Origin of the sequence: Bartonella sp. HY328 (assembly GCF_025449335.1) — a bacterium.
Taxonomy (GTDB): Bacteria; Pseudomonadota; Alphaproteobacteria; order Rhizobiales; family Rhizobiaceae; genus HY038.
In genome coordinates this window covers 958332-985084 of record NZ_CP104883.1, presented here as the reverse complement: position 1 = coordinate 985084, position 26753 = coordinate 958332, and the positions used below count along the sequence as shown (strand labels likewise).

Genomic DNA, 26753 nt, shown 5'->3' with positions numbered 1-26753 from the left:
TATTTTGTATTGGTTAAATAGCTAAACGGTCATCCATGCACGCACCTCATTTTCTTGCGCGATAATATCTTTTTTATTGCCCTCCATGACAATTTCACCACGATCAAGCATATAAAAATTATCTGCCAATTCTTGGGCAAAGTCAAAATATTGCTCTACCAGAACAATCGCCATATCGCCTTGATCACGCAAAAAGGCAATGGCGCGGCCAATATCCTTGATAACTGATGGCTGAATACCTTCGGTTGGTTCATCAAGCAGTAATAATTTTGGCCTTGTTACCAATGCACGGCCAATTGCCAATTGCTGTTGTTGACCTCCCGATAAATCGCCGCCGCGCCGATGCAACATGCTGGCAAGCACAGGGAAAAGATCAAATACCACTTCTGGAATAGTGCGGTTGCCACGCGTTAGAGGAGCAAAGCCAGTTTTTAAATTTTCTTCAACCGTTAAAAGTGGGAAAATTTCGCGCCCCTGCGGCACGCTGGCAATGCCTTTACGGGTGCGCTCATAAGCTGCAAGATTGGCAATATTTTCGCCATTAAAAACAATTTCTCCAGATTTTATCGCTGATAATCCGCAAATTGCCCGCATGATAGAGGTTTTACCCACACCATTGCGACCGAGAATACAAGTAACCTTGCCAGCCTCTGCCTTAATTGAAATATTTTTTAAGGCCTGTGCCGCACCATAAAATAGATTAATACCTGCAACATCAAGACTATTTTCGCCGACATGATTTTGCCGATCATCAACGGATGATAATTGACTAGCGACCAAGATAAACCTCCACCACTTGCGGATTTGAACTCACCGCATCAATTGAACCTTCAGCAAGCACTGCCCCTTCGTGAAGGCAGGTAACTTTGACACCAAGCTCACGCACAAAAACCATATCATGTTCAACTACCACGACCGAATGGGCGCCAGCGATGGATTTTAACAGGCTTGCGGTTTCCATTGTTTCATCATCGGTCATGCCAGCAGCAGGCTCATCAATTAACAATAGTTTTGGGTCTTGCGCCAAAAGCATACCAATTTCCAACCATTGCTTTTGACCATGACTTAAAGAGCCAGCAAGCAAATGGCGTCTATCGCCAAGGCGAATGATACCCAAAATTTCATCAATACGCCGCCTTTGGCTATGATTAAGTGAGCCAAACAAGGTTTTAAAAACACGCCGATCATTATGCAAGGCAAGCTCGAGATTATCCGCGATGGTATGATGTTCAAACACCGTTGGTTTTTGGAATTTGCGGCCAATCCCCATCATGGCAATGGCTGCCTCATCATATTGGGTGAGATCAATATTGCCATATTGGAAAAACACCTCGCCGCGATCGGGTTTGGTTTTGCCCGTGATAATATCCATCATCGTGGTTTTTCCAGCGCCGTTGGGGCCAATAATGGCTCGCATTTCCCCCGCTTCGATAATCAAGGAAAGACCGTTAATTGCTTTAAAGCCGTCAAAACTTCGATGCACGCCATCAAGATAAAGCAGGGCATTGGTTGTCGCATGGTTGATATCCTGTTTCATTATTTGCCCACCTTTGCCTCAACAATATCCAAACTATTAGCGTCATCTTCTGGCTTTAATGAATCGCCTCCAAAGTGGGCTTTAAACTTATCTATAAGTCCGATAAGCCCTTTTGGTAGAAACAACGTAACCACAACAAACAAAGCGCCAAGGGCAAACAGCCAAAATTCAGGAAGCACGGATGTAAACCATGTTTTGCCAAAATTGACCAAGATGGCACCAATCACTGGCCCTAGCAAGGTGCCGCGTCCACCAACTGCCACCCAGATCACCACTTCAATTGAATTAGCAGGGGCAAATTCTGACGGGTTAATAATGCCAATTTGTGGCACATAAAGTGCGCCAGCAATACCAGCTAAAATAGCGGAGAATGTCCACACTGCGAGCTTATAGTTTTCCACCCTATAGCCTAAAAAACGCGTGCGGCTTTCACCATCACGCAGCGCAATTAAAACTTTACCAGCGCGTGATTTAATCAGATAGGCTGAAGAAAGAATACCAAGGCTTAAAAATACGGCGCTTGCAAAAAATAAAGCGGCGCGGGTGCTATCGGCCTGAATAGAAAAGCCTAAAATATCCTTAAAGTCATTAAGGCCATTATTGCCGCCAAAGCCCATATCATTGCGAAAAAACGCGAGCATTAAAGCATAGGTAAGTGCTTGGGTAATAATTGAAAAATAAACACCACTCACACGACTGCGAAAGGCAAGCCAACCAAATACATAGGCTAAAACACCCGGCACTAGCATGATTAACAAGGCACAGAACCAAAAATTATCGAGGCCGAACCAGAACCATGGCAATTCTTTCCAGTTTAAAAACACCATAAAGTCGGGCAAGACCGGATCGCCATAAACGCCGCGCGGGCCGATTTGGCGGGTTAGATACATGCCCATAACATAGCCACCTAGTGCAAAAAATGCCGCATGACCGAGCGATAATATGCCGCAATAACCCCACACCATATTAAGGGCAACGGCCAATAGTGCATAGCAAAAATATTTGCCAAATAGTGATGACATGAAATAAGTTGGAATATGAAGGGAAGATGTTGCTGGTATTAAGAGGTTACCAGCAATCACCAATAGGGTAAATATCATTATAAAGCTTACCGCTATCTGCGCGAAATTACCTTTTGTTTTGTGAAATAATGACGATATCATGCCTCAACCGCCCTTCCTTTTTGTGCAAAGAGACCACGCGGACGTTTTTGAATGAATAAGATAATAAAGACGAGCAGCAGGATTTTACCAAGCACTGCACCCACCCATGGCTCAAGCAATTTATTGGCAATACCAAGAGTAAAAGCACTTACCAATGTGCCCCATAAATTACCCACACCGCCAAACACCACCACCATGAAACTATCAATAATATAGCCTTGGCCAAGATTGGGGCTAACATTATCAATCTGGGTTAAAGCAACGCCGGCAAGCCCAGCAATGCCCGAACCAAGACCAAAGGTTAAAGCATCGACCCACGGGGTACGGATACCCATGACATTAGCCATAGCGCGGTTTTGGGTAACAGCACGCATTTGCAAACCAAAAAACGAGCGTTTCATTAATAAAAGCAGGCTAAAAAAGACGATTAAAGCAAAAGCAATAATCCAAAGCCTTGATGCGGTAATGCTCATGCCCCAAATTTCATAATTGCCCGACAACCATGACGGGCTTGCAACCTCTCGGTTAGACGCACCAAACATCGAGCGTATAGCCTGCTGCAAGATAAGAGAAACACCCCAAGTTGCCAGCAAGGTTTCAAGCGTGCGACCATAGAGCCAGCGAATAACACTGCGCTCCAATAAAACACCAATTGCGCCAGTGATTAAAAAGGCAATTGGCAAGGCGATCAGAATAGACCACTCATTAAGCACTGTCATATGCTGTTTAATCAAGCTTTGAACAAGATAAGTGGAATAAGCGCCAATCATCACCATTTCGCCATGCGCCATATTAATAACGCCCATTACGCCAAAGGTAATGGCAAGGCCAATCGCCGCCAAGAGCAAAACCGAGCCAAGTGATAAACCATAAATGACATTTTGACCTGCAGCTTGAAATTGTAACTTTTGCTCCATCGCCGATAATGCTGTGCGGGCTTTTTTCCCCACCAAATTTTGGTCTGTTGCAAGCGGCGTTAAAAATGCAATGGCATCACGTGCAGGCAGGCTTTCAATCACCTCAATCGCGGCAATTTTTTGCTCAATTGCTATATCGGTATTGATTATTGTTGCTGCTCTTGCCTGCTGCATTAGGGTTAAAGCCTGTAAGTCCGTTTCTTGAGCAATGGCTTTATCCAATAGAGGTAAATTGGCGATATCGCGATTTCGCAGCATATTTGCCGCTGCCTCTTGGCGCTTTGACAGCACATCACTCATCAAGGTGCGTTGGCCGATGGCAGCGCCAAGATCACGGCGCAAACGATTATTTAGCGCTATTTTTTTGTAGGATGCTGTTGCCTGCACACCAAAGTCAGCATTGGTTAAAGCATCTATTGCATGTATTTTACCATCGCGACTATCCAGAATAACAACCGATTTATTGCTATTTTGCACCGCCAAACGTCCCTCATTCATAGCATTTAGAACAAGATCAATTTGTGGATCATTTAGACTTGCAAGATCACTAATCGCTTTTGATTTTTCATTAAACGAACCTTCGCCTAAGGCATTGACAAGGCGACGTAGATCCATTGCAACTTGTGCATCACTATTTTGCGCAAAGCCATTTGTGATAAAAATAGGCATTAGAAAAACTGCTAAAAAGCCAAGACACAGCCGCAAAACTCCCAATAAAGAGCGAAATAGACTAAACATTTTGCTTGTCCTTAAAAAGCATCAAGCCCTATCCTATGGTTAATGATAAAGGACTTGATGAAAGGCGAGCATTTATTGCATTTTCAAAAAGCTATAAAATACTCAAAAATTTCTTGATTGATCTATTGGGCAGAGCCGCCGCATTTACCGGTTTTTACATTGAAATTGCCGCAATTCATCGGTTTACGCCAATCAGAAATAAGATCTTTTGAGCCTTCGAGATAATCTGACCATTCATCACCAAGAATGAGCCCATTACTTGCATGGACAATGGCAAATTGACCATCTTCTTGAATTTCGCCAATTAAAACGGGTTTCATTATATGGTGGTTGGGCATCATAGTGGCAAAGCTACCAGAAAGATTGGGGACAGATACTCCAATCATGGCATCAATCACTGCATCGGGTTTGGTGGTACCAGCCGCCTCTACAGCCTTAACCCACATGTTAAAGCCGATATAATGCGCTTCCATCGGGTCATTGGTAACGCGCTTATCATCCTTGATGAAACCATGCCAAGTATCAATAAATTCAGAATTTATCGGCGTATCAACTGATTGGAAATAATTCCATGCGGCAAGATGGCCAACAAGTGGGGAAGTATCAAGTCCAGCTAATTCCTCCTCACCGACAGAAAAGGCAATAACCGGAATATCTTCAGCCTTTACGCCTTGATTAGCAAGTTCCTTATAAAAGGGAACATTAGCATCGCCATTAATCGTGCTGATCACCGCCGTCTTTTTACCTGTGCTGCCGAAATTTTTGATGTTGGTAACAATGGTTTGCCAATCAGAATGACCAAAGGGCGTATAATTAACTAAAATATCTTCATCCTTAACACCTTTGCTATTCAAATAGGCTTTAAGGATTTTATTGGTGGTTTGCGGATAAACATAATCCGTTCCTGCTAAAACCCAACGTTCAACGCCTTCTTCATTCATTAAATAATCAACGGCTGGTATTGCTTGCTGGTTGGGAGCCGCGCCAGTATAAAAAATATTGCGCTCAGATTCTTCCCCCTCATATTGGACAGGATAGAAAAACAAGCCATTTAATTCCTTAACTACTGGCAAAACCGCCTTGCGCGATGATGAAGTCCAGCCACCAAATATTACATCAACCTTATCTTGGGTGATAAGTTGGCGAGCTTTTTCAGCATAAAGCGGCCAATCAGATGCGGGATCTTGCACTACGGCGACCAATTTTTTTCCCAGCAAACCGCCTTTTTTATTCTGCTCGTCAATGAGCATCAAAACGGTATCTTTTAAGGTGGTTTCAGAAATTGCCATAGTGCCAGAAAGCGAATGAAGCACGCCAACCTTGATAACCTCCTCTTCTTGTGCATAGGCCGCCAATGGCGTCATAAAAATCGCCGCATGTATTAAGCCAAACAAAGCGAGGGTCTTTTGTAATTTGATCATCTTGAGGTTCCCTAATTATCGAGCGGCAAACGCCCTTATTCTATGAAAATTTTAAGAGATTTTCTAAAGATGATGTGACCATAAAAATAAACTCCTGCCCATACGTCAATTGACGTAGGTGTCTTTCATCCTATAACATAGCTTTATGTGGGGGAGTTGGAATGCTAACTGGCAATGACATGCAATTTACTATTTTAATAGCAATCAGCCTAATGGTGATTGCGGCAATCATTGCAATTAGCACTACAATTATTTGGCGTTTACAGCGCAAGCAGCGTGACACCTTATTGGAATTACAAAATACCAATTTTGAATTACAAAAAGCCAAAGACAAGGCTGAAAATGCCAATCACGCCAAAAGTCGCTATATTATTGGTATGTCGCATGAATTGCGTACGCCGCTTAATGCAATTTTAGGCTATGCACAATTGCTTGAACAAAAGGCTGATATCGACCAAAAGCCTATTCATATTATTCGCCGTAGCGGTGAGCATCTTTCCAGCCTGATTGATGGTTTGCTCGACATTTCGCGCATTGAAACTGGGCGCATGCAATTGCAAATAGGGCAAATAGATTTTGAGCAATTTCTTGACCAGATTGTTGATATTTTTAAATTACAAGCTGAAGAAAAGGGATTGGATTTTATTTATAACAAGCCCGATCATTTACCCGCCTTTGTCAAAGGTGATGAAAAAAGATTGCGGCAAGTATTAATCAATCTTTTATCCAATGGGGTTAAATATACCGATAAGGGCTATATAAAATTTAACATTTTTTGGCGCAACGGCATTGCCCACTTTCATGTAGAAGATAGTGGCCAAGGTATTAGACAAGAATACTTAGAGCGCATTTTTGAACCTTTTGAGCGTATTGAGGACAATACTGCCCACATAAAAGGCCTTGGTCTTGGACTTACCATAACCCGTCTTCTCACCAATATGATGGGCGGCGATATTAGCGTTAACAGTGACTATGGCAAGGGTAGCGAATTTTGTGTGACCCTCATGCTTTCATCTATCCAAGCCAATCAAGTAACAAAGCCACATAACGCGCTTAAAATAACCGGCTATAGTGGCAAGCGGCAAAGCATTTTGCTGGTGGATGATGATGAAACGCAACGTGATCTTATCCGTGATTTGCTTGAGCCACTTGGCTTTCAAATATATTTGGCGGAAAATGGCAATCTAGCCAAAGACATTTTAATAAATATTACGATTGATCTTTTTATTCTTGATATTGAAATGCCGCATCTTTCTGGTTGGGAACTTGCAAAATTAATAAGGCAGCAAGGTTATAAAAGCCCAATCATCATGCTATCAGCCAATATTGGCGAGATTGCTCGCTTAGATGGTGAAGATAGGCCGCATAATGCAAAGCTTGCAAAACCATTTATTCATCAAGATTTAACCGATCTCATCGTTAAATTTTTACCCATTAACTGGCTTTATGATGATGTAAAGGAAGTAAAAAGAGAGAGACAAAAGGTACATATTGCTAATGAAGATATAGACCAGTTAAAGCAATTGGCGGCAATTGGGTATCAAACAGGCATCATCAACCATGTTGACCAGATGCTTGCAACCTATGATGATATAGCCACGCAACAATGGTTACAAGCTTTGCACAAAGCCGCATCAAACTATAATTTTCACACCTATCATCAGCTATTGGAACAAATCGATCATGAATAATAAAACCTTGGAACGTGTTATTATCCTTGTTATTGATGATAGTGCAGAAATGCAAAACCTGATGCAAGACGCGCTTGCGCCAAGTAAAGCCATGGTGCTTGCCGCACTAAATGGCAAAGATGCGTTAGAAATTGTTAAGCGTGTAACCCCAGATCTTATTTTTATGGATGCGATTATGCCCCATATGGATGGTTTTGCCACCACGCTGAAATTGAAATCTGATCCATCCCTTGCCCATGTGCCGATTATTTTTATGACCGGACTTGATGATAGTGACAACATGATTAAAGGGCTTGAGGCAGGTGCAGTTGACTATATTACCAAGCCGATAAAAATTGATGAAATGTTGGCGCGCCTTCATGTGCATCTTAAAAATGCCCGTGCTACCCAATCTGCCCGCACTGCGCTTGATTTTAGCGGTCGTTTTCTTTTTGCTTGCAATATGCTTGGCAAAATACTTTGGTCAACGCCGCAAGCTTCGCAATTATTAGTAAATATGGAAAAAGACACTTTATCCCAAAACTGGCAACAAAACCAATTAGTACCGTTTTTGCAAAATAAATCACCCCTTGGTAGCTCGCTTGATATTGCCCATGAGGATCAACATTTAAAACTTACCTATATGGCACAAAGCGGTAATGATGAATATCTTTTTCGCCTTAATAGTGTTGATGAAAGTGCAGCAAAACGCCTGCAACAACGCTTTGAATTAACTGCGCGAGAAACCGAGATTTGCGAGTGGCTAGGCCATGGAAAATCCAATAAGGATATTGCCGACATATTGGGACTATCACCACGCACAGTTAATAAGCATTTGGAATCTATTTTTTCCAAATTAGGGGTCGAAAATAGGGCGGCAGCCGCAGCCCTATTAACCCGTTCTATCCATCAAGAAGATTAATTTTTAAAAAAGTTAAGGGGCTGTACTAGATAAATGAGAAAGTTTGTTGGTATAAGCATGAAAAAGAGCCTATTAACGAAAATTAAACAAGATGGGTTGATAGAGCATTTTGTAACAGGCACAACTGCATGATGCACTGCTGATTTAGGTGGCTTCAATTTAAAGACATCAGCCGAAGCTGCGGATAAATCCACCGGCTTTTTCAATAAAAGCAATGACCTCATCAAGCCCATCACGGCGCAGCATGTCGGTAAAGACAAATGGCTTCATGCCGCGCTGTTGTTTGGTATCTTCCTGCATGACATCAAGATCAGCACCAACATAAGGGGCTAGATCTTTCTTATTAACGATCAACAAATCCGAGCGCGTGATAGCCGGCCCACCTTTACGCGGAATTTTTTCCCCCTGACAGACAGAAATAACATAAAGGGTTAAATCAGCAAGATCAGGTGAGAAGGTTGCGGCAAGATTATCACCGCCCGATTCAATAAACACCATATCAAGATCGCTATGGCGCTCGCGTAAATCGGCAATGGCTTGCAAATTAATGCTGGCATCTTCACGAATAGCGGTATGGGGACATCCGCCCGTTTCAACACCAATGATGCGATCTTCTGGCAAAGCTTGCAAGCGGTTTAAAATCAGCGCATCTTCCTTGGTGTAAATATCATTGGTGACAACACCAATCGAATAACGATCGCGTAAGGCCTTACATAGCATTTCGGTTAAAGTGGTTTTGCCTGAACCAACTGGCCCACCAATACCAATACGCAAAGGGCCATTTTCAGAAAAAGCAGAAGTCATGAGCGAAAGATCCTTGATACTAGATTTTCATGTCGCATTGCGCAAATATCAGCAAGAATAGTGCCTGAGCCAAGTTGCTCAAGCTTTAAATCTTGGCAATTATCACAGATAGAGGCAATTGTGTTTTGTAATTGCTGCATGGTTTTAACACCGTCAATTTGTCCAATGACACCAAGACGTATAGAAACTTGCACTAAATTTGAAATAAAGCCATGCAAAAAAGCAGCCATGGTAGAGTTAACGGGAATATCAAAAAAGGCCGCAACAATAGCAACAGCAATGGGATACGCCGCAGATTTTACACCTTGCGGATTGGTAAAGCCAAGATATTGGGCATGATCTAAAAAAGCCTTGCCTTGTAACTCGGTTTCCAGCTGCCGCTCTCGGCAGGTAGAAAGTGCAAAAGCAATGTCAATAACAGGTTCAAGCGGTTGATTACTCTTTACCAAGCCATAAGTGACATGCAAAAGAACGGCATCATTATATATTGAGCCAAATTCTAACAGGTTTTTTAGCCAATGAACAAGTGTAAGACTATCGCTAACATAGCCATCATGCACCGCTTGCTCAAGCCCATGACTATAGGCAAAGCCGCCAATTGGAAAGGTTGGCGACAATAAAGTTAAAAGACGTAAATAAGATGGGCTATCAACAATATGCATAGTCATTGATGTTTAATCATATGGATTATTAATGATGATGTCTACTTCCATGCCCGCCACTATGCTCATGATAGGCACCATGCAATGGTTGAAACGGCGCTTCAATTTCACGCACCGTTGCTCCAAGCCCCTCCAACATAGCGCGAATAACATGATCGCGCAGCAAAGTGATGCGATCTTTAAATATCTCGACGGATAAATGGCGGTTGCCAAGATGCCAAGCCAATTGCAACAAATGTAGCGGATTTTTTGCCCGTGCTTCATAAAGTGGTTCACTCTTAGCGCAAATACGGAAAAATTCACCACTTTCCGCCTGCAAAAGACTGCCATCATGAAGCTGCACGCTTTCCTTTAAATCAACCATAATCATATCGCCATTATCAAAATGCAAGAGCTTACGGCGTAAATGCCGCTCCTCATGGTCAAGGTTTAATTCGCCAGAGATATTGAGACTATCCACATCACCTTGTTGGGCAATCTTGGTCGAGCGATAGGTTTTATAAGCCATAAAACACCTTTAAAATAGAAAATAGCGTTGTGCCATGGGAAGAAAATCCGCTGGCTCACAAATAAGCAATTCACCATCAGCACGCACCTCATAAGTTTCAGGATTAACCTCAATATGGGGTAGATGATCGTTAAGCTTCATCGATGCTTTGGACACTGTACGGGTGTTTAAAACAGGCGTCAGCTTCTTTTCAAGGTTGAGCCTTTGCTGCAAACCATGGTCAATTGCAGCTTGGCTGGTGAATGTAAGGCTTGTGCGGCTAACTGCCTTGCCAAGCGAGCCAAACATTGGCCGATAATGGACTGGCTGCGGCGTCGGGATAGAGCCATTAGGATCGCCCATTTGCGCCATTGCAATCATGCCACCAAGCAACACCATATCAGGCTTGACACCAAAGAAAGCCGGCGACCATAAAACAAGATCAGCACGCTTGCCAATTTCTATTGAACCAAGAATATGCCCAACGCCTTGGGCGAGCGCTGGATTGATCGTATATTTAGCAATGTAACGGCGCACCCTAAAATTATCGCTATTTAATTTATCATCACCCAAGCTACCACGCTGTTTTTTCATTTTATCAGCAGTTTGCCATGTGCGGATAATTACTTCGCCGACGCGCCCCATTGCCTGACTATCCGATGAAATAACTGAAAAAGCACCTATATCATGCAAAATATCTTCAGCAGCAATGGTTTCTTTGCGAATACGACTTTCTGCAAAAGCAATATCCTCTGGAATTTTAGGGGATAAATGATGACATACCATGAGCATATCAAGATGCTCAGCAATGGTATTTTCCGTATAAGGGCGCGTTGGATTGGTGGACGCAGGAATAACATTATTAAAGCCGCAGACCTTAATAATATCAGGCGCATGACCGCCGCCCGCCCCCTCAGTGTGAAAAGCGTGAATGGTGCGCCCCTTAAAGGCATTGACTGTATCTTCCACAAAACCCGATTCATTTAACGTATCGGTGTGGATCATCACCTGTACATCATAATCATCAGCAACGCTTAGGCAATTATCAATTGCGGCAGGGGTAGATCCCCAATCTTCGTGCAGCTTTAACGAGCAAGCACCTGCTTCGACCATTTCAATCAAAGCATTAGGGCGCGATGCATTACCCTTGCCAGCAAAGCCAATATTCATGGGCAAATTATCAACCGCTTCTATCATGCGCGCCATATGCCAAGGCCCCGGTGTACAGGTGGTGGCAAGGGTACCATGGGCGGGCCCTGTACCTCCACCAAACATCGTGGTAACGCCTGAACATAGGGCTTCTTCAATTTGCTGGGGGCAAATATAATGGATATGGGTGTCAACACCGCCAGCGGTAATGATGCGTCCCTCACCTGCTATAATTTCTGTCCCAGGGCCAATGATAATTGTCACATTATCCTGCACATCGGGATTACCAGCTTTGCCAATTGCAGCGATAAGGCCATTTTTCAAGCCAATATCGGCCTTATAAATTCCGCTATAATCGATAATCAACGCATTGGTAATGACACTATCCATTGCGCCTTGGGCGTTGGATAATTGGCTTTGCCCCATGCCATCACGGATAACCTTGCCGCCGCCAAACTTAACCTCTTCACCATAAGTGGTTAAATCGCGCTCTACTTCAATAAATAATTCCGTATCAGCTAAGCGGACGCGGTCGCCGGTGGTGGGGCCGAACATTTGTGCATAGGCTTTACGGCTTAATGTGTGAGCCATTATAAATCCCCCATGACTTGACCACGAAAGCCAAATATTTTGCGATTACCCCCAAAAGGAATTAAATGCACATCTCGCTCTTGTCCCGGCTCAAAACGAATAGCAGTACCAGGAGCTATATCAAGGCGCATACCCCTTGCGGCATCGCGGTCAAAAATCAAAGCGGCATTGACTTCATAAAAATGATAATGCGACCCAACCTGAATGGGACGGTCACCACTATTGCCCACTTTAAGGACAATAAAATCCTTCCCCTTATTCATTTCAATATCGCCATCGGCAACGATGGTTTCACCAACAATGAATTTACTTGGGTTCTTACTTGGATTCTTACTTGGATTTTTACCTTTGCCAGTCATTGGAGTATCCATTATTCATATCTCCTTAGCATGCATGATTTGATTGGTTTACGCCATGAAGCTTAAGTATAAGCCGGCAAGTGCGGTTAATGCACCACCAATACGCGTAGCAGTTTTTGAACTATATTCACCAAAAAATAGCCCTGCACCAAGACCAATAGCTAAACCTGCCATATGCAATAAGGCCGTTGCAAGGGCAAAGCCAAGCCCATAGGCGGCAGCGGTAGCAGTGCCAATTTCAGCGCCATGGGCCGCGCCATGGAAAACAGCAAATGCACCAACAATGACAACAGCAATAGCGGTTGGAACGCGTAATGCAATAGCGGCTAAAAGACCAATAGCAACGGTGGACGCTAAAATAGCAGGCTCCACAAACGGTAGATCAACATGCGATAAAGCCAAACCATAACCTAGCGCCATTGCTAGAACAAAAGCAGATGGAACGGCCCATAAAGCTTTACCACCAAGCTGCGCAGCCCATAAACCAACTGCTACCATGACAAGTATATGATCAAGCCCACTTAAAGGATGCAAAAATCCACTAAAAAAAGAATTATGATCATGGGGAGCGCTGGTGATATGGGCAAAGGCCAATTGCGATTGCAATAATGTTGCGCTTAACATAGTAGTTAAAATAATAGATTTTTGTTTAAATGAAACCATAATGAGCTTATCCTAACCAAGAAAATAAGTTTTGATAAATGGAATGACAAGAATGAAATAAGCGGCATCTAACGAATAGGATGATGCACCGTTACCAATTTTGTACCATCGGGAAAAGTTGCTTCAACCTGAATATCATAGATCATTTCGGCAATGCCATCCATGACTTGGTCGCGAGTTAAGATATGGGCGCCTGCCTCCATCAAGTCAGCAACGCTACGGCCATCTCTTGCCCCTTCAACAATAAAATCGGTAATAAGTGCAATAGCTTCAGGGTGATTAAGCTTAACCCCACGCTCTAATCGTTTACGCGCAACAATCGCTGCCATCGCCACTAATAACTTATCTTTTTCTCGTGGTGTTAAATTCATAAAGCACCTTTAAATCAACCAATGACCGCAATGGTAATCCATTATAGCTAAAGAGCAAGTATTTTAAAAAAGCGATTTAAAAAATCATTTGGAAAATTTGATTTAGCAGTTAAATCAAATTGCCCAAACTTTAGGAACACCTGCCTCATTTGTAAGCAGATTAATTACTTTTATAAGACGCTTGCGCAAGAAATAGCTATTCTTATCTATTAACCTTGCAAGAAGCTTGCCATTCCAGCAAGAAATCCCACCCAAAGGCTCAATAATATTTTTCAAAGCATTAAAACGTTCTTCATTCTCACCTGATGGCATCTTTAAATCATCATCGATAAAAACGAGATTTGCCATGGCTAAATTGTCGTTCATAAAAACAGGGAATGCTAGTTTTTGTGCAATATTGCCATCAAGATGCAAGGCCTCCATATGAATAAGCCGATCATTTGCATAAATTTGCCATTGATCATGCAATGAACCGCTTGCAACGACTTCACCCATTAATTGACGACCAAAAATAACACTTTCAACCATTAATAGCTGACAATGATCTGTCATTTTAACACTAATTTTTCGGTTAAGGGCAGATTGATTAAATAAAATAGTTTCTTGCGGAAGCCACCATAATTGCGACCCATTATCAAGCTGTAAATCTACATGAATATCTGCTGTCTCACCATCTAAAGCGGCATAGATTTTTTCACACGCTTGCGTGGTTATTATGGCTTTTGTCTGTGCTTCAAGATGCACCTGCCATTCAAGTAGGTCACCGCCGGTTGAACCACCGGCTGAATTGATCATTACCGCTTCAAAAAAGGGGCCATCCCGTTCTGGAAATCGCAATTTTGCATTGCCACTTTGATAAAGATTTTTGAGCTCACTTTGCTCACCATTCGCGTTCCTTGCAGCATCTATGCAGCTTTTTCCAATGACAAGCGAAGCTTTACCGCGCATTCTTTGCATTTTTATTGGAGATATCTTTGACGCGGGCATTTTTGATGCTATCATTGGAACGCGCGGTGCACTCATTTAAACATCAACCTATTGTGGGGCAGGTTCAAGACCGCCCATGCGGCAAACCTCAAGCCACTCATCCTCACGCACCGGTTGTACCGATAGGCGCATAGACGTAACCAGTGCCATATTTTCAAGCTTGGGATTAGCCTTAACCGCTTTTAGCGTCACCGGCTTTGGCATATCGCAAACAGCTTTAATATCAACACATTCCCAACGCGGATCATCGCTTGTTGTATCATGATGGGCAAGCGCGCATATTTCAACAATACCAACAACTTCTAACCCTTCATTAGAATGGTAGAAAAACGCCTTATCGCCAAGTTGCATGGCGCGCATATTATTGCGGGCAAGATAATTGCGCACGCCGTCCCATTGCTCGCCTTCTTCGCCTTTTGCCTTTTGCATCTCCCATGACCATTTGAATGGTTCTGATTTAAAAAGCCAATATGCCATATGCCTGCCTTTAGAAAAATAAATAGTGGAAAATAAAAGCCGGCAGTCTTTGTTGCCAATAATTGCCGGCTTATTTTAACAAAATAGGTTTAGGGGTCTGCCTTAACTATTTTCAGGATTGTTAATTGCCCAGCGCCAAGGACGAACCTGTGCATCCGCAAAAAGATTGGCTAATGCATAAGGATCATTTTTCATGATTTTTTCAGCCTCAGCTATATCAGCAGCTTCAACAACCACAAGGCTACCAACGCCATTGCCTTCATGATCTAAAAAGGGGCCTGCAAATTTTAGTGCGTCACCAAGGCTTGTCAGATATTCAAGATGTTTTGGGCGAACCTCTTGACGCTTTTCAACATGGTCAGGCTTATCATTCGCAATAATTGCAAAAAGCATTTTATTAATCCTCAAATTTAAGTGGCCGTGAAATTAAACCATCCATTGCTTCATCAATACTAATACGCTTATCAATTAAGGCAGCTATTGCATCAATAATTGGCGCGTCAATATCATTGTCCTTGCATAGCTTAGCAGCAATTGGCGCGGTGGCAACCCCTTCGGCTAAAGGTAAATGATCAAGGCTTAATCCCTGCCCCATCGCAAGCCCATAAGAATAATTGCGCGATTGTGGGCTTGATGCGGTCAGCATTAAATCGCCAAGTACCGATAGACCCATCATGGTTTCAGCCTTGCCGCCTAATTTTGTTGCAATGCGCCGCATTTCGGCAAAGCCGCGCGTTACCAACGCAGCTTGCGCACTTGCGCCAAGACCACGCCCAGTGGTAACCCCTGCCCCCAAAGCGAGCACATTTTTTAACGCACCACCAATTTCAACACCAATTAAATCATGCGATGCGTAACAACGAAAACGCGCACCAGAAAAAACATGCACTAAATTTTTAGCAAGATCAGCATTGGTGGCGGCAATAGTAACAGCGGTTGGTAGGCCTTTGGCAACATCGGCGGCAAAACTTGGGCCAGATAAGGCAGCAATTGGATGATTTTTGCCCAAAATATCACTTGCAACATCGGACATGAAGCGCCCTGTTGCCCGCTCGATGCCCTTGGCGCAAAGCACCACGGGTATATTTTCTTTAATATCGCTCGCAATATCGCTTAAAAATGCACCAAAGGCTTGCGCTGGTATAACCCCTAATATAATTTCGCCATGGGCAACTGCTGCTTTAACATCGGTTGTGGCGATAATTGTCTTTGGTAATTTTATATCGGGCAAATATTCACTATTTTGTTGGTTAAGATTAATATCATCAACCATTGCTGTTGAGCGCGCATAAAGGCGCACATCATGGCCTTGATTTGCCGCCATAGTGGCCAAGGCTGTGCCCCATGCACCACCACCCAAAACAGTAATTTTTTTATGCGCCGCCTTATTGCTTAAATCACTTTTTGCTTGCGATTTAACATCCATATTCATGCCCCTTATGCTTTTGCACCTTATGCCTTTGCACCGCGCCTACCAGCACCAATCAATGGCTCGGCCTTTTGGTCAAGCGGCCAACGTGAGCGCGGTGCAGTCTCTAACGGATCAAACAGCTTTTCTGCGGCACGCTCTGCCCCTGCCCATGCTATCATTGCAGCATTATCGGTGCAAAGACTAATTGGCGGCGCAATAAATTCAAAGCCCTTGGCAGCGCAAGTTTTTTCTAGCATGGTGCGGATAGCCTTATTGGCTGCAACACCGCCGGCAACCACCAATTTTGGCTTCTCTAACTCTGGATAAGTTTCCAAAAAACGATCAAGAGCGCGGCCAACACGGTCTGCTAAAGTATCGGTAACAGCAAGCTGGAATGCTGCGCAAATATCAGCAACATCCTTATCACTTAACGGTGCCATTTGCGTTGCCGCTTTTCGCACCGCCGTTTTTAAGCCGGAAAAAGAAAAATCAAGCCGCTTTTCACCTTTTAACGGCCGCGGCAGGCTTAAACGCGCGCTATCACCGCTAAAAGCGGCCTTTTCAACGGCAGGCCCACCGGGGTAATCAAGACCCAATAATTTTGCGGTTTTATCAAAAGCTTCGCCAAGTGCATCATCAATCGTGGTGCCAAGGCGCTCATAATCGCCAAGGCCCTTGACCAAAATCATTTGGGTATGGCCACCAGAAACAAGCAGCAATAAGTAAGGAAAGCTTAAATTATTGGTAAGACGTGCGGTCAAGGCATGCCCCTCAAGGTGGTTAACCGCGATAAATGGTTTATTGGCGGCTAGGGCAATGGCTTTTGCAGTCATTAACCCCACAATCAAACCACCAATCAAACCCGGCCCAGATGTTGCTGCCACCGCGTCAATATCATCAAAACGAAGGCCTGCTTCATCAAGCGCCTTTTTGACTAAACCATCCAAAACCTCCACATGGGCGCGCGCTGCTATTTCAGGCACCACACCACCATAGGGGGCATGTTCCTCAATCTGGCTGAAAACGATGTTTGAAAGAATTTCACCACTGCCATCTTCATTTCTTAAAACAACCGCAGCAGCAGTTTCATCACAACTGGTTTCAATACCAAGCACTCGCATTTAAGGATTAACCTTTCAAAAATAAAAAAATGGCTACAGATTTCTTGTTATTTATGCAATAAGTTTAAAATAGCCAATGAGCGATCAAAAATATTTGCTAAATATTTAATTTATCAATATTTGACCGCTTGATAAAATGCGCTAACTGTTTAATTTTATGCATTTTTATGTAAAACTAATTATTAGTTCTGCTAAAATATGCTATACCACGGATAAAATAAGATGCAAACACCTCTTCTAAAAATAGGCACAAGAGCAAGCGAATTAGCACTGGCTCAAGCCCATGAGGTGCGCGATCGTTTAGTGCTTGCCCATAATCTTAACCAACAAGCAATTGAAATAGTGCCCATGTCCACCAAGGGCGACCGCGTGCAAAACCGCGCTTTATCGGAAATTGGTGGCAAAGGGCTTTTTACTGAGGAAATTGAAACCGCCCTAACCAATAAAGAGATTGACCTTGCGGTGCATTCCACCAAGGACATGCCAACCATTTTGCCTGATGGTCTTTATCTTTCCGCCTATTTAAAGCGTGAAGATCCGCGCGATGCCTTTATCAGCCATAAGGTTAAAAATTTTATGGATCTAGCGCAAGGCGCAATTGTTGGCTCATCTTCGCTGCGCCGCCAAGCAATGATTCGTCGCTTGCGCCCAGATCTTGAAGTGGTGATGTTTCGCGGCAATGTGCAAACACGGCTTAAAAAATTACAAGATGGCGTTGCCGACGCTACCTTTTTAGCGGTTGCTGGCCTTAACCGTTTGGGGCTTTCCCATGTGATTAATGAAATTGTTGATGAGCGTTATTTTGTGCCTGCGCCCGGCCAAGGTGCCATTGTTATTGAAAGCCGCAAGGGTGACATAAAAACCGATCAACTTGTTGCGCCGCTACGTGATGAAACCACCCATTTAGAACTTGCGACAGAACGGCAATTCTTAAAAAGTCTTGATGGTTCATGCCGCACACCACTTGGTGGCCTTGCTCGGGTTAAAGATGGCGTTTTGCACTTTCATGGCATGGTGGCAACGCCCGATGGCAAAGAGTTTTTTGAAGTTAAAATTGCCGGCAGTCCCCAAGATGGCAGATTAATTGGCGAGGAAGCCGCAATGGAACTTAAAAAAAATGCTGGCGAAAAGTTTTTTAGTAGCTGGTAGGAATGGGATAGCAAAATATGGTGCAAGGTGGTGATAAGGCTAGCAAGACTATTCTAGTAACGCGCCCCATCGAAAACAGCCAAAAAACGCAAGAATATATTTTAGCAAAAGGCTTTAACACGATTATTGCGCCTTTATCTCGGCTTGAGCCTTGTAATTTTATACTGCCCGATGATTTATCACAATTTGATGGCCTATGCGCATCAAGCGCAGCGGCATTTTTAGCTCCAAGCCATCAAAATGATCCAAAACTTGAAATTTTAAAAGAACTACCCCTTTTTTGCGTTGGCAGCAAAACGGCAAAAGCTGCACAAAATGCTGGTTTTCGCCATATAACTGCTATTGCCCAAGATGCAGATCAGCTTGTTTCATTGCTAAAATCTAGCAATTATCAGCATTTTTTATATCTTGCCGGCAAACAACGCCGCCCTGTTTTGGAAGATGGCTTAACCGCGCAAGGCCGGCTTGTTACCACGATTTTAACCTATGAAGCCTTTGCAATGACACCAAATAAAGAAAAAATCGCAAAATCAATGCAATTTGATGCGGTTTTGCTTTATTCAACCCTTGGATTAAATGGCCTTGAAGTCATTGATAGTCATTTTAATCATGCAACAAAATTTTTATGCTTATCAAAGCGCATTGCACAAAGCCTGCCACAAAAATATCAACCACAAGCAATTATTGCCAGTGAGCCAACCGAGGAAAACCTATTAACGCTTTTATAAAAGCCGCTATAATTTTAAGCCAATAGAGAGTTTTTCCAAAAAGTGTGAAGCGGTTTTCGGGCAAAAAACGGCGTGTAAACAATGGATTAGAGCGCATATCTGATCCAATCAAATCAAAATGCGCTTTAATCAAAAAATGCTCAAAGGATTTAAACTCTTTTTTCATTTTGCTCGAATAAATGTTATGGTACAAAAATTAAGAATGTTTAATCAACCATAGTTTGGTAAAAGCTTGGTGAAAGCATGTGACTTGATGTAATTTTCTTGATCTTGTGTGAAAATAACGCAATAAGTTAGATATATTTTAAAATGACTACGATATATTTTAATTTGTGTTACATGAACCAATAGCAGTCTATAGCCGCGAAAATGTGAGGAATTATGGCCAGAGCAGATAAAAAACGTCATTCAGGCACAACCCGTAAACCCGCCGCAATAGATCATGAGCCTTTGCCCAAAGGCTTACAAAATGTACCAGATGCCGAGCCAGTCGCCATGGCACAATTGGCAGCGCCAAAAGCGCAAAATAATCCCACACAAGATGCACCGCAAAAACAACCTGTGCAAGATAGTGGCAATAAAGCTGCCCCTGCAAATGAAAAAATTGCGGCAATTGGTGGCAAAGATAATTCAACTGATAAAGATGATATGACTTCAAAACAAAATTCTACATCCAATATGACTTCAACACCAGATAGCGGCAAAAAAACCGGTAGTGGGCTTTTAGCCGGCGTTGCGGGCGGTGTTATCGCAATTGCATTGGCCGGTGCATTACAATTTAGCGGTGTTATTCCACCGCTTTCCAATCATGGTCAAGCGGTGTCAACTGGCAATAATGTTGCAACCGCGCTTTCTGATAGCGTGCAAAAAGAATTGTCAGCATTAAAAGCTGAACTTTCCAAACTGCAGGAACAAGGCCAACAACAACTTAGCAATGCTATCAGCGCTGTTGATAAAAACCTTATTGAAAAGGCAACAAAAACTGCAGATGATGCGCGCGCTACTGCTGATCAAGCGCAGCAATCCTTAAGTGACATTCGTCAAAGCACAAGCGCATTTGCAGCGCAATTTGATGGTCTAAAAGCTGAAATCGCATCATTAAAAGAAAATTTAGCCCAAAATACACAAGCAACCATCAGTGCTGATGACCCGCAAATCCGCTCGCTTGAAGGCAAATTAAATGCGCTGGATGAAAGCCTTGCAAGCTTCAAAAATGCGACTGAACAACGGTTTAACGGCATTCAACGTGACCTTGATAAGGCAAAGCAGCTTGAAAGCGCAGTTAGCCAAAATACCGCGAATATTGCCAAAAGCAACGCAACCCTCGATAGCCTTGCCGTTGAAGTTAAGAAAATTCCTGATCCCTTGGCAGAGCGCGCCAAAAGCATGACCACCCTTATTGCCGCCAATGCGCTAAAATCTGCGGTGGATCGCGGTGGTTCTTATGTCAGTGAATTGGCAACCTTTGAAAGCCTTGCGCCTGAGGGTATTGCCCTTGATGAATTGAAAAAATATTCCACCACCGGCATTGCTAGCAATGCCGCGTTAAGCGAAGAGTTTAGCAGCGTTGCCGATGCCATTGCTGCCACTGAAAACCAAGTTGGCAGTGACGCAAATTTGGGTCAAAAAGCGTGGAGCTATGCCAAAGGATTTGTCGCTATTCGCCCTGTTGGCAATGTTGAGGGCGATAATGCCGGTGCTATTGCCGCAAGGATGGAAGTTGCAATTAAGGAAGCTGATTATAATCGCGCTTTAAGTGAATGGCAAAAACTGCCACAGTCAGCCAAGGATGTTTCAGCAAATTTTATCAGCAAGTTAAAAGTGCGCAATGATATTGATCAACTGCTTGCACAATTGGTCAGTTTAACCATTAATCCTAATGCAAAAATCACACCGCAAGCACCTGCGCAGCCAATACCTGCGGCTACGCCGCATGAAACTGCCCCGAACCATGGGGAGACACAACCATGATCCGCGCTTTAGTCTATTTTTTAGTTCTGGTAGCGGCCGGCGCAGGTCTTGCATGGTTTGCCAATTATCACGGTGATGTGGTGATGATCATTGCTGGCCAACGCATTGTAATGAGCATATTTCATGCAACATGCGCATTAATTGCCGCGCTTATTATTTTATTGTTCATTTGGTGGATTATCAAAACAATCATAACCGCGCCTTTTGCCTTTAAACGCCATTTAAAAAACCGCAAGCGTGACCGTGGCTACCAAGCCCTTTCACAAGGCTTAATTGCGGTTATGTCTGGTGATGTTGCCAATGCACGCAAAATGCTAAAGCAAGGCAATAAGCTAATTGACGAGAATAAAGAGCCGCTTATTCTTTTGCTTGATGCACAAACCAAACAACTTGAAGGCGACAATAAGGGCGCAATTGAAGTTTACGCCAAAATGCGCGAAAATCCCAATATGCGCTTGCTTGGCCTTAAAGGTCTTTATGCTGAAGCACTTAAAAGCAAAGCCTTTGATGCAGCCCACCAATATGCGGCAGAAGCTGCCCAGTTAAATGCCTCGCTAAAATGGGCAAACCGCGCTACCGTTGAGCAATTGAGCCTTGAAGGGGACTGGAAAGAAGCGCTTAGCCTATTTAACACTTATGAAAAAGCCGCCAAGAAAAATAAAACAGCCGCCAATGATCAAGACTTGCAACATATGCGGGTTGTGATGATGGCAGGTCAAGCCCAAGAAGGCTTTGAAACCTATCCTGATGAAGCCAAGCGCAATGCCTTAAAGGCAGTTAAACTTGAGCCGAATTTTGTGCCAGCGGTTAATATTGCCACGACCATTTTGTTTAAACTAGATGAAGTGCGCAAAGGCAGCAAGATGATTGAAAAATTATGGTCATCAACGCCCCACCCAGATCTTGCCTTGACTTATGTTAATGCTTACTTGGGTGCAAGTGCCTTGGATCGCTTTAAGCGGGCGCAAAATCTTGCCCGTTTCAACCCAAAAAATCATGCCTCGTTAATGATTGTGGCACGCACGGCTTTAGAAGCCGGCGAGTTTGAATTGGCCCGTAAAAATGCTTTAATCATTGCCAAAGAAGCACCAACAGAAAGCACTTATCTCTTGCTTGCGGACATTGAAGCCGCGCAAAGCGGCAATGAAGGTAAAATGCGTGAATGGTTGCAAATGGCCCTGCATGCAGAGCCTGATCCAGTATGGATTGTTGATGGCATGATGGTGCCGCAATGGGTTGCCATTTCACCGATAAGCGGTCAAATCGGCACTTGTGTTTGGACGCAACCAACCAAAAATACCCATCAAAATGCACTTGATCTAGACCTATCAAATGATAGCACTATTTTGCAACTTGAAGCGGTGGCACAAACAAGCGAGCCAAAGACGGAAACCAAGTTGAACGCCGATAAAGACGACATAAGCAAAGACGTTGCTGATATTGCTAGTGCCGACCAAGCTCAGCCGCCTGCCAACAAAGCTGAAAAGAGTAAACCTGAAACAATAGTGGTTAAAACGGCTAAGCCGAGTACAGGCAAGACAAGTACAACCAATGCTGGAAAACCAATGGCGGAAGAAAAGCCGAAAGTTGATACCGCGCCACCTGCAGCAATAATCATTGATGCCGAGCCAATGGATGACAAGAAATTTGAAGATAAAAGCCATCCAAGCTTCAACCGGCTAAATGTTGATGATCCGGGTGTTGACCCTAAGGATAAATAAAAATAAAACCCGCTTAAGCAATTAAGCGGGTTTATTTTTGGGATAAAAGAAAAAGTGTTCATAACTGATGTATAAAACACAAAATGAAAGCACTTAACAAAATGAAAGCATTTGCACCCCGATATCAAGTGTAAGTGCTCTCGTTTCACATTCAAAAATAGTATCACTTAAATATCAGCCGATAGATCATTTAACAAATTAGCAACCGGCTAAATTTCAAAGCTGTTATCAAATAACGCCCATTGCTTTCATCGCTTCAGCAACCCGCACAAAGCCGGCAATATTGGCACCGGCAACATAGTCACCGGCAACGCCATATTCTTCAGCGGTTGATGCGCATAGATCATGAATATTATGCATAATTTCAGCTAAACGACTTTCAGTTTCCTCAAAAGTCCAGCTATCACGTGAAGCGTTTTGCTGCATTTCAAGGGCAGAGGTTGCAACACCGCCGGCATTACAAGCTTTACCAGGTGCAAATAAAGTGCCTGCCTCAAGGAAAATATGCACCGCCTCGGCAGTTGACGGCATATTAGCACCTTCACCAACGGCAATAACGCCATTTTTAACCAAAGTGCGGGCGCTTTCGCCATTAAGCTCATTTTGGGTAGCTGATGGCATAGCAATTTCACAGGTTACGTCCCAAATATTGCCACCCTCGACATAACGCGCATTGCCGCCCTTTAATTCAGGATAAAGCGAAATGCGGGCGCGGCGCTTTTCCTTAATTTCCTTAACAATATCAAGATCAATGCCTTCTTCGTCATAAATATAACCATTGGAATCAGAGCAAGCCACAACCTTACCGCCAAGCTCAATCAACTTTTCCATAGTATAAATAGCAACATTGCCAGAGCCTGAAACAACGGCCTTGCGGCCTTCAAAACTCATGCCCTTGGTAGCAAGCATACGTTCAACAAAATACACCGCACCATAGCCGGTTGCTTCTGTGCGTGCTTGCGACCCACCATAAATAAGCCCCTTACCGGTGATGACACCTGCTTCATAGCGATTGGTAAGGCGCTTATATTGGCCAAACATATAGCCAATTTCGCGGCCGCCAACACCAATATCGCCGGCCGGCACATCAACATATTCGCCAATATGGCGGTGTAATTCGGTCATGAAAGATTGGCAAAAGCGCATAATTTCACGGTCGCTACGGCCACGCGGATTAAAGTCTGATCCACCCTTGCCACCACCAATCGGCAAACCCGTCAAAGCATTTTTAAATGTTTGTTCAAAGCCTAAAAACTTGATAATACCAACATTGACTGATGGATGGAAACGCAAACCGCCCTTATAGGGCCCAAGAGCGGAGTTAAATTGCACGCGAAAACCGCGATTAATTTGTACATCACCGGCATCATCAATCCACGGCACTCGGAAAATAATTTGGCGCTCTGGCTCGCAAATGCGCTCAATCAATGCATTATCGGCATATTCTGGATGTTTGGCTACCACGCGTTCCAAGCTGCCTAAAACCTCATCAACCGCTTGATGAAATTCTGGCTCACCAGCATTGCGCTTACGAACTACTTCCAAAACCTGTGCAAGTGTTTTATTTTCAGAAACCGACATTCAATCCTCCAAGTGGGTTTTAATCGGGCGCGCAATAAGCGCCCAGACTGATAATAAGATTATAGGAAAAAACAGTAAGTTATGTAGGCATTCTATTATAATCGCGAGAATTTTACTCTTCAGCGCTAATTGTCTTCAAATGAAATTTACAGATCAAAAATAAGATAAAAGCTATAAACGACATTTGAATTTTGTCATCATGCTAAATACTATTCTTTAATTGTCAAGTTTTAAAAATTGAATTTTCTGCCAATTATAAGCCTATTAATAATTAAAATAAATCTAAAAAAATGTCGTAAAAACAATATATTAAATTATAAATTTATAGAAAAGGCGCGTATTGTTTTTTTGCAGCTTTACTTCACCTTTTAGAGCGTTTTCCGAAAAGTGTGAAGCGGTTTTCGGACAAAAAACGGGGTGTAAACAATGCATTAGAGCGCCGATCTGATTCAATCAGATCGAAATGCGCTCTAAATACCAATGCGCAAGACATGACAACCATTGCGGCGATATATTTGCATCCAATTTGAAACGTGTCGCACTATTTGCGGTTATGCAAAGGAAAAACAGGCAAAAGGCAGGTTTATCCTTGCATTTTTTTAATATACGTTTTTATTGGGTTCATAATAATTCAATAAACCGCTAAAGATTTAATCTGATCTTCGAAACGTATTAGATTTAGGTGTAGCAAATGTCTGTACAAAATAACGAGTCTCCAAGTGCTGCTCGCCTTACCGCCATTGCCTTATTGGTGGCGGGAACATTTTTTATGGAAAACCTTGATGCGACCATCATCACACCAACCATACCTGATATGGCCATTAGTTTTGGCACAAGATCGATTAATCTTAATATTGGTGTTAGCGCCTATATGCTAACCTTGGGTATTTTTATTCCGGCAAGTGGCTGGATTGCCGAGCGTTTTGGTGCAAGACGCATTTTTGCTTTTGCCATTGCACTTTTTACCTTTGCTTCGCTTTTATGTGGTTTTGCACAAAATTTGCCGCAATTTGTTATATTCCGCATATTACAAGGTATCGGCGGCGCGATGATGGTTCCGGTTGGACGCTTTGTTGTTTTGCGCTTTACACCTAAAGAAAAGCTTATTCAAACCATTGCCATATTAACATGGCCAGCATTGGTGGCCCCAGTATTAGGGCCGCCTATTGGCGGTTTCATTGCCGAACATGTCGATTGGCGTTGGATTTTTTATATAAATATTCCCCTTGGCTTAATAGCTTTTGTTATGGCTTTATGGCTTATTCCTGCTGGCAAAACCAGCCATATTCCGCGTTTTGATTGGCTTGGCTTTTTATACTCTGGCACAGCTTTATTTTGCTTACTTTATGGTACGGAATTTGTCGGATATGAAGACGCCAACCTATCATTTATTGGTGGCATTGTCTTATTTGGTTGCATAATGCTTTTTATGGCAATTTATCATATGAAGCGCACTAAAAACCCAATGATAAATCTTGCCACCTTAAAAAATAAAACTTTTGCCGTTGCTATTTATGGCGGATCACTGTTTCGCATTGGGGTAAGCGCCGTACCATTTTTGGTGCCACTGATGTTTCAAATTGGCTTTGGCTATGACTCCTTTTATGCGGGCATGATGTTGATGATTGTTTTTGCTGGCAATCTCATTATTAAACCACTTACCACGCCAATTTTAAAGCGCTTTGGCTTTCGCCCTGTTTTGATTGTAAATGGTCTTTTAAATGCGCTGTCGCTTTTTCTTTGTATTTTTATCGATCAACATACGCCATTTATCATCAGCGCTTTTATTCTATTTGCTGGCGGTGTCACCAGATCAATTCAATTTACCGCCTTAAATACGGTGGCCTTTGCCGATACCCCAACCAGTGACATGGCCAATGCAAATACGCTGTTTTCAACAGCCAATCAATTGAGCGTTGGTCTTGGCGTTGCCATTGGTGCAATTTCTTGGCGCATTGGCATTATGCTTGCACCAGAAAACGCTGTGCCTAGCATGCAATTTCATATTGCTTTTGTTATTATTGCCCTATTATCATTAATTGGCCTTTGGGACAGTGTGCGTCTTGCAAAAGATGCCGGCGCCCATGTCACTAAAAAAATAAAATAAAATTTTATTTTTAATATGCGTCGCCTATATCGTTTAAAAATAGTTT

Annotated in this window: 25 protein-coding genes; 7 read left to right on the top strand and 18 right to left on the bottom strand. The window is 43.1% G+C overall.

Going from position 1 to position 26753, the window contains the following annotated elements; all coding sequences use genetic code 11:
* Positions 1–21 precede the first annotated feature (21 nt).
* From urtE to urtA, 5 genes are all read right to left on the bottom strand, one after another.
* The gene (gene urtE / locus N5852_RS04080) at positions 22–780 is read right to left on the bottom strand and encodes an urea ABC transporter ATP-binding subunit UrtE (RefSeq protein ID WP_262099144.1); all 759 of its coding nucleotides are present in this window, start codon (positions 778–780) and stop codon (positions 22–24) included.
* Positions 770–1537, bottom strand: coding sequence for an urea ABC transporter ATP-binding protein UrtD (gene urtD / locus N5852_RS04075; protein ID WP_262099143.1), 768 nt, complete (start codon positions 1535–1537; stop codon positions 770–772). Before urtD ends, urtE begins: the two co-directional genes overlap by 11 nt.
* Positions 1537–2700 (bottom strand): urea ABC transporter permease subunit UrtC, encoded by a 1164-nt coding sequence (gene urtC, locus N5852_RS04070; RefSeq protein WP_410004229.1) that lies wholly within the window; start codon positions 2698–2700, stop codon positions 1537–1539. The genes urtD and urtC overlap by 1 nt, the downstream gene beginning before the upstream one ends.
* The gene (urtB, locus tag N5852_RS04065; RefSeq protein ID WP_410004247.1) at positions 2697–4286 is read right to left on the bottom strand and encodes an urea ABC transporter permease subunit UrtB; all 1590 of its coding nucleotides are present in this window, start codon (positions 4284–4286) and stop codon (positions 2697–2699) included. The genes urtC and urtB overlap by 4 nt, the downstream gene beginning before the upstream one ends.
* A 191-nt stretch (positions 4287–4477) precedes the next feature.
* Positions 4478–5773, bottom strand: coding sequence for an urea ABC transporter substrate-binding protein (urtA, locus tag N5852_RS04060; protein ID WP_410004246.1), 1296 nt, complete (start codon positions 5771–5773; stop codon positions 4478–4480).
* 164 nt (positions 5774–5937) lie between these two features.
* Here urtA and N5852_RS04055 point away from each other — a divergent pair, with 164 nt between their 5' ends.
* Positions 5938–7467, top strand: a complete 1530-nt coding sequence (locus N5852_RS04055; RefSeq protein ID WP_262099141.1) for an ATP-binding response regulator — start codon at positions 5938–5940, stop codon at positions 7465–7467.
* Positions 7460–8368, top strand: coding sequence for a response regulator transcription factor (locus tag N5852_RS04050; protein WP_262099140.1), 909 nt, complete (start codon positions 7460–7462; stop codon positions 8366–8368). Before N5852_RS04055 ends, N5852_RS04050 begins: the two co-directional genes overlap by 8 nt.
* 168 nt (positions 8369–8536) lie before the next feature.
* Here N5852_RS04050 and ureG read toward each other — a convergent pair whose 3' ends face one another.
* From ureG to tsaD, 12 genes are all read right to left on the bottom strand, one after another.
* A complete protein-coding gene (gene ureG / locus N5852_RS04045) occupies positions 8537–9172 on the bottom strand; it encodes an urease accessory protein UreG (protein ID WP_262099139.1) in 636 nt (211 codons plus the stop codon).
* Complete coding sequence (locus N5852_RS04040; RefSeq protein WP_262099138.1) at positions 9169–9840, bottom strand: urease accessory protein UreF; 672 nt, start codon at positions 9838–9840, stop codon at positions 9169–9171. The genes ureG and N5852_RS04040 overlap by 4 nt, the downstream gene beginning before the upstream one ends.
* 22 nt (positions 9841–9862) lie before the next feature.
* Positions 9863–10342, bottom strand: a complete 480-nt coding sequence (locus N5852_RS04035) for an urease accessory protein UreE (protein WP_262099137.1) — start codon at positions 10340–10342, stop codon at positions 9863–9865.
* A gap of 9 nt (positions 10343–10351) precedes the next feature.
* A complete protein-coding gene (gene ureC / locus N5852_RS04030; RefSeq protein WP_262099136.1) occupies positions 10352–12061 on the bottom strand; it encodes an urease subunit alpha in 1710 nt (569 codons plus the stop codon).
* Positions 12061–12420 carry an urease subunit beta gene (locus N5852_RS04025; RefSeq protein WP_262099681.1) on the bottom strand — a complete coding sequence of 120 codons (360 nt, stop codon included), beginning with the start codon at positions 12418–12420 and terminating at the stop codon, positions 12061–12063. The genes ureC and N5852_RS04025 overlap by 1 nt, the downstream gene beginning before the upstream one ends.
* A 48-nt stretch (positions 12421–12468) precedes the next feature.
* Positions 12469–13083 (bottom strand): HupE/UreJ family protein, encoded by a 615-nt coding sequence (locus N5852_RS04020; RefSeq protein ID WP_262099135.1) that lies wholly within the window; start codon positions 13081–13083, stop codon positions 12469–12471.
* 68 nt (positions 13084–13151) lie between these two features.
* Positions 13152–13454, bottom strand: a complete 303-nt coding sequence (locus N5852_RS04015) for an urease subunit gamma (RefSeq protein ID WP_262099134.1) — start codon at positions 13452–13454, stop codon at positions 13152–13154.
* A 114-nt stretch (positions 13455–13568) separates the two neighbouring features.
* Positions 13569–14477, bottom strand: a complete 909-nt coding sequence (locus tag N5852_RS04010; protein ID WP_262099132.1) for an urease accessory protein UreD — start codon at positions 14475–14477, stop codon at positions 13569–13571.
* A gap of 12 nt (positions 14478–14489) precedes the next feature.
* Entirely contained in the window at positions 14490–14918 is a 429-nt protein-coding gene (locus N5852_RS04005; RefSeq protein ID WP_182418690.1) for an EVE domain-containing protein, read from the bottom strand.
* Between the two features lie 102 nt (positions 14919–15020).
* The gene (locus N5852_RS04000) at positions 15021–15311 is read right to left on the bottom strand and encodes a YciI-like protein (protein ID WP_262099131.1); all 291 of its coding nucleotides are present in this window, start codon (positions 15309–15311) and stop codon (positions 15021–15023) included.
* A 4-nt stretch (positions 15312–15315) separates the two neighbouring features.
* Positions 15316–16344: an NAD(P)H-dependent glycerol-3-phosphate dehydrogenase gene (locus N5852_RS03995; protein ID WP_262099130.1), complete on the bottom strand. Its 1029-nt coding sequence runs from the start codon at positions 16342–16344 to the stop codon at positions 15316–15318.
* A gap of 26 nt (positions 16345–16370) precedes the next feature.
* On the bottom strand, positions 16371–17450 hold the full coding sequence (gene tsaD, locus N5852_RS03990) for a tRNA (adenosine(37)-N6)-threonylcarbamoyltransferase complex transferase subunit TsaD (RefSeq protein ID WP_262099129.1): 1080 nt from the start codon (positions 17448–17450) through the stop codon (positions 16371–16373).
* A 222-nt stretch (positions 17451–17672) separates the two neighbouring features.
* On the opposite strand from tsaD, the gene hemC reads away from it, so the two are divergent.
* From hemC to N5852_RS03970, 4 genes are all read left to right on the top strand, one after another.
* Complete coding sequence (gene hemC / locus N5852_RS03985; RefSeq protein WP_262099128.1) at positions 17673–18599, top strand: hydroxymethylbilane synthase; 927 nt, start codon at positions 17673–17675, stop codon at positions 18597–18599.
* A gap of 17 nt (positions 18600–18616) precedes the next feature.
* Positions 18617–19327: a uroporphyrinogen-III synthase gene (locus N5852_RS03980; RefSeq protein ID WP_262099127.1), complete on the top strand. Its 711-nt coding sequence runs from the start codon at positions 18617–18619 to the stop codon at positions 19325–19327.
* Positions 19328–19708: 381 nt separating this feature from the next.
* A complete protein-coding gene (locus tag N5852_RS03975) occupies positions 19709–21298 on the top strand; it encodes a hypothetical protein (RefSeq protein WP_262099126.1) in 1590 nt (529 codons plus the stop codon).
* Positions 21295–23019 carry a heme biosynthesis protein HemY gene (locus N5852_RS03970; RefSeq protein ID WP_262099125.1) on the top strand — a complete coding sequence of 575 codons (1725 nt, stop codon included), beginning with the start codon at positions 21295–21297 and terminating at the stop codon, positions 23017–23019. The genes N5852_RS03975 and N5852_RS03970 overlap by 4 nt, the downstream gene beginning before the upstream one ends.
* A 228-nt stretch (positions 23020–23247) precedes the next feature.
* On the opposite strand, the gene gdhA is transcribed toward N5852_RS03970, so the two are convergent.
* Positions 23248–24600: an NADP-specific glutamate dehydrogenase gene (gene gdhA / locus N5852_RS03965; protein ID WP_262099124.1), complete on the bottom strand. Its 1353-nt coding sequence runs from the start codon at positions 24598–24600 to the stop codon at positions 23248–23250.
* A gap of 691 nt (positions 24601–25291) precedes the next feature.
* Between gdhA and N5852_RS03960 the strand changes: the two genes are divergently transcribed.
* Entirely contained in the window at positions 25292–26707 is a 1416-nt protein-coding gene (locus tag N5852_RS03960; RefSeq protein WP_262099123.1) for a DHA2 family efflux MFS transporter permease subunit, read from the top strand.
* Positions 26708–26753 lie beyond the last annotated feature (46 nt).

Bases quoted from the DNA above. Each gene is read 5' to 3' on its own strand.
- ureC (WP_262099136.1), bottom strand. From the start codon at position 12,061: ATGGCTCACACATTAAGCCGTAAAGCCTATGCACAAATGTTCGGCCCC.
- N5852_RS04055 (WP_262099141.1), top strand. From the start codon at position 5,938: ATGCTAACTGGCAATGACATGCAATTTACTATTTTAATAGCAATCAGC.
- N5852_RS03960 (WP_262099123.1), top strand. From the start codon at position 25,292: ATGTCTGTACAAAATAACGAGTCTCCAAGTGCTGCTCGCCTTACCGCC.
- N5852_RS04025 (WP_262099681.1), bottom strand. From the start codon at position 12,420: ATGACTGGCAAAGGTAAAAATCCAAGTAAGAATCCAAGTAAGAACCCA.
- N5852_RS04005 (WP_182418690.1), bottom strand. From the start codon at position 14,918: ATGGCATATTGGCTTTTTAAATCAGAACCATTCAAATGGTCATGGGAG.
- N5852_RS04040 (WP_262099138.1), bottom strand. From the start codon at position 9,840: ATGACTATGCATATTGTTGATAGCCCATCTTATTTACGTCTTTTAACT.
- N5852_RS04000 (WP_262099131.1), bottom strand. From the start codon at position 15,311: ATGCTTTTTGCAATTATTGCGAATGATAAGCCTGACCATGTTGAAAAG.
- N5852_RS04010 (WP_262099132.1), bottom strand. From the start codon at position 14,477: ATGAGTGCACCGCGCGTTCCAATGATAGCATCAAAAATGCCCGCGTCA.
- urtB (WP_410004247.1), bottom strand. From the start codon at position 4,286: ATGCCTATTTTTATCACAAATGGCTTTGCGCAAAATAGTGATGCACAA.
- N5852_RS04015 (WP_262099134.1), bottom strand. From the start codon at position 13,454: ATGAATTTAACACCACGAGAAAAAGATAAGTTATTAGTGGCGATGGCA.
- gdhA (WP_262099124.1), bottom strand. From the start codon at position 24,600: ATGTCGGTTTCTGAAAATAAAACACTTGCACAGGTTTTGGAAGTAGTT.
- ureG (WP_262099139.1), bottom strand. From the start codon at position 9,172: ATGACTTCTGCTTTTTCTGAAAATGGCCCTTTGCGTATTGGTATTGGT.
- N5852_RS04035 (WP_262099137.1), bottom strand. From the start codon at position 10,342: ATGGCTTATAAAACCTATCGCTCGACCAAGATTGCCCAACAAGGTGAT.
- hemC (WP_262099128.1), top strand. From the start codon at position 17,673: ATGCAAACACCTCTTCTAAAAATAGGCACAAGAGCAAGCGAATTAGCA.
- N5852_RS03975 (WP_262099126.1), top strand. From the start codon at position 19,709: ATGGCCAGAGCAGATAAAAAACGTCATTCAGGCACAACCCGTAAACCC.
- urtD (WP_262099143.1), bottom strand. From the start codon at position 1,537: ATGAAACAGGATATCAACCATGCGACAACCAATGCCCTGCTTTATCTT.
- tsaD (WP_262099129.1), bottom strand. From the start codon at position 17,450: ATGCGAGTGCTTGGTATTGAAACCAGTTGTGATGAAACTGCTGCTGCG.
- N5852_RS03970 (WP_262099125.1), top strand. From the start codon at position 21,295: ATGATCCGCGCTTTAGTCTATTTTTTAGTTCTGGTAGCGGCCGGCGCA.
- N5852_RS03980 (WP_262099127.1), top strand. From the start codon at position 18,617: ATGGTGCAAGGTGGTGATAAGGCTAGCAAGACTATTCTAGTAACGCGC.
- N5852_RS04020 (WP_262099135.1), bottom strand. From the start codon at position 13,083: ATGGTTTCATTTAAACAAAAATCTATTATTTTAACTACTATGTTAAGC.
- urtC (WP_410004229.1), bottom strand. From the start codon at position 2,700: ATGATATCGTCATTATTTCACAAAACAAAAGGTAATTTCGCGCAGATA.
- N5852_RS03995 (WP_262099130.1), bottom strand. From the start codon at position 16,344: ATGGATGTTAAATCGCAAGCAAAAAGTGATTTAAGCAATAAGGCGGCG.
- N5852_RS04050 (WP_262099140.1), top strand. From the start codon at position 7,460: ATGAATAATAAAACCTTGGAACGTGTTATTATCCTTGTTATTGATGAT.